The organism is uncultured Campylobacter sp. (genome assembly GCF_937949835.1).
Lineage (GTDB): Bacteria > Campylobacterota > Campylobacteria > Campylobacterales > Campylobacteraceae > Campylobacter_B.
Genome location: NZ_CALEDC010000337.1, coordinates 1 through 3045 on the forward strand (window position 1 = coordinate 1; position 3045 = coordinate 3045).

The 3045-nt window shown below is 49.1% G+C and carries 3 protein-coding genes; 1 reads left to right on the plus strand and 2 read right to left on the minus strand.

Annotation, left to right across the window (positions count from 1 at the left end; genetic code table 11):
• Positions 1 to 20: 20 nt before the first annotated feature.
• Both Q0256_RS07690 and sstT read right to left on the minus strand, forming a co-directional pair.
• Positions 21 to 860, minus strand: a complete 840-nt coding sequence (locus Q0256_RS07690) for a hypothetical protein (protein WP_297961896.1) — start codon at positions 858 to 860, stop codon at positions 21 to 23.
• A 111-nt stretch (positions 861 to 971) separates the two neighbouring features.
• Positions 972 to 2231: a serine/threonine transporter SstT gene (sstT, locus tag Q0256_RS07695; protein WP_297961899.1), complete on the minus strand. Its 1260-nt coding sequence runs from the start codon at positions 2229 to 2231 to the stop codon at positions 972 to 974.
• Positions 2232 to 2375: 144 nt separating this feature from the next.
• On the opposite strand from sstT, the gene Q0256_RS07700 reads away from it, so the two are divergent.
• A partial coding sequence (locus Q0256_RS07700) for an S-adenosylmethionine synthetase N-terminal domain-containing protein (protein ID WP_297961901.1) occupies positions 2376 to 3045 on the plus strand: 670 nt, incomplete at its 3' end.

The following is a 3045-nucleotide window of genomic DNA, read 5'->3' on the forward strand; positions in this document are numbered from 1 at the left end:
TTGCATTTTGCGCTCAAAGCTTAGCAAAAAGCAGCCGTAACGGCGCCTAAAATTTCGCGCTTTTTAGCGTAAAATTTGCCGACTAGACCGAAGCTTCGCTCCGTCTCTGCGATCAGCGCATCGACGCTTGCGATGTTTATCTGATTTTCCTCATGCATCACCGCCTCGGCTTTATCGTAACCGCGCAGCTCGCAGCGAATTTTAAGATCGGTTTTGATCATATTGTAGATGTAGCCAAGCAGGTGGGAGTTTTGCTCTAGCACCGCACTTAGCGAGGCTGCGGCGTCCTTTCGCACCTCGCGATCGGAGCTATGAAGCAGGCTTAAAATTTCCTCCTCGCCAAGCTTTCGCCCGCGAAAATCAAAGCTCATCCGCGCCATGCTCTCGTCAAAAAGTCGCGAAAACGCCTCGCCGCTTACGGGCGAAGTTTTTAAAAGCACGCTTTCTTGCGGCAGGCTTAGCTGATGGGCCTTGCGCTGCTTAAGCAGGCTCAAATAATATCTAAATCTCCCGCCCTCTGCGATAAGCTCGTCCTGTTTTGCGGCGTCAAGCTCGTTAAACTCGAGCTCGAAAAAAAGCAGGCTCTGCGAAATGTCGTTGCAAGCCTGCTCCGTCTTGGCCTGCTGCGCCCCTAGGCTCGTATCTCGCGCGAATCTTAGATGCGCAAAGCTCATTATCTTGCCGATCTGCTCGCTGATGCCCTCATAAAGCTCAAGCGCGCTTAAAAATTCCTCCGCGCCAAGAGCGTGCAGCTTATCTTTAAATTTAAGCTCAAAATCCCTAGCCTGCGCGGAGGCGCTATCTATCGCGGCGCTAAATTCCGCCTCGTTTGCAAACAGCTCGCCTAAATTCCAATTCATCGATTTCCTTTTAAAATTTTTGGATAATTTTATCAAAAAAGAATAAGTAAAATTTTAAAAACCGCGAGATCCGCCGCGCGGGCGGGATTCGCGGTAAAATTTTAAGGTGAGTTATTTTTGCATACTTTGCGACGCGATCGCCGTAAAAATCACGTCTGTGGAGCTATTGATCGCAGTTTCTACCGAGTCTTGGATCACGCCGATGATAAAGCCGATCGCAACTACCTGCATTGCGATGTCGTTTGAGATATTAAAGAGCGAACACGCAAGCGGTATCAGCATCAATGAGCCGCCGGGTACGCCGCTAGCGCCGCACGCACCGACCGCCGAGACCACGCAAAGCAGTAGCGCCGTCCAAAAATCGGGGCGCACGCCAAGCGTATGAGCCGCAGCAAGCGCCAAGATCGCGATTACCACCGCAGCGCCCGCCATATTTATCGTAGCTCCCAAAGGGATCGAGATCGAGCTTAGCTCGTCGCTGATGCCGAGCTTTTTGCATAAATTTAAATTTACGGGGATATTCGCCGCCGAGCTGCGAGTGAAAAACGCCGTGAGACCGCTTTCGCGCAGGCAGGTAAATACGAGCGGATATGGATTTTTCTTAATCACCGCAAAGACGATGAGTGGATTTACCACGAGGGCTACGAACGCCATCGCACCTACAAGCACGACTACGATTCGCACGTATCCAAGCAGCGCATCGACGCCGGTTTGATACACGGTAGAAGCTACTAGACCAAAAATTCCAAACGGCGCGAGCTGGATTACGAACTGCACGATTTTGGTTACCGCTTCGCTCAGATCGGTAAAAATTTTCTTTGTTTCATTAGTACAAAATTTAAGCGCGACGCCAAGACCTATCGCCCAGGTTAAAATTCCTACGTAATTCCCGTGCGCGATAGCATTTAGCGGATTATCCACGACCTTAAAAAGTAGATCTTTTAGCACGATCCAAACGCTCGCGGGGACCGCATTTTCTGCCGCGCCGATATTGCTTAGAGCAAGCTGCGTCGGGAATAAAAAGCTGGCTGCTACCCCCACGCACGAGGCTAAAAAGGTACCTACGATATATAGGACGACCACGCGTTTTAAGCCGCTTGCGCTACCGTATTGTTTATTTACGATCGAGCTTAAGATCAAGATAAAAACTAAAATCGGAGCTACCGCTTTAAGGGCGCCTACGAATAAATTTCCTAAAATTTCCGCAAAAGCTACTACGTTTATTAAAAACGAAGTGTGCTCTGTCGCAATATCGCCCGCCGCTGAACGCGCGGCAAAGCCCAAAATGGCGCCTATTATCAAGCCTGTAACTATGCGCAGAACTAGATTTTTATCTTTGTAGCTAGCTACTAATTTTTGAATCGAACTCATTTTTTACCTTTCAATCAAAACGTCGTTTGAAATATATCGAAATTTTATTTAAGCACATTTAAATTTGGGCGAAATTTCGTAATTTTTAGTCAATCTTAAAACCTCGTTAGATAAAATGCCCCGAAATTTTAATCAGGAGCAGATATGTATCTATTCACAAGCGAAGTAGTAAGCCCCGGACATCCGGATAAATGCGCCGATATCATCGCAGACAGCATCGTAGATGAAATTTTAAAGCAAGACCCAAACGGGCGCGTCGCAGCGGAGGTTTTCATCGCAGGCAAACACGTAGTAATCGGCGGCGAAGTCAATGCCAAGATCGATTTTACCCACGACGATTACCGCCACATCGTAAAGGGCGCGCTTAGCGAAATCGGCTACAACGACAACCCTCATTTCACGCGCGCGCAGTGCCTGCATCCGCAGGATCTGCAAGTGGACGTATTTTTAAACCAGCAAAGCCCCGACATCAACCAAGGCGTCGATCAAGAGGGCGGCGAGATCGGAGCGGGAGATCAGGGCATAATGTTCGGCTTCGCAAGCTGCGAGACGAAAAATTTTATGCCGGCGGCGATCACCTACGCAAGAGCGCTTTGCGACCACGTTTACGCCTATGCAAAATCTCATCCCAACGAGCTTGGCGTCGATATTAAGACGCAGGTTAGCGTCGATTACGGCACGAAGAGCAATTTTGAGGAGTGCAAACCGCAAAGCATCCATACGATCGTGGTTTCCGCGCCATGCGTCGAGAGTATGAGTATCGAGCGCGTCCGAGATCTGATCGGAAATTTAATCGATTCGGCGGGGCTTCCGA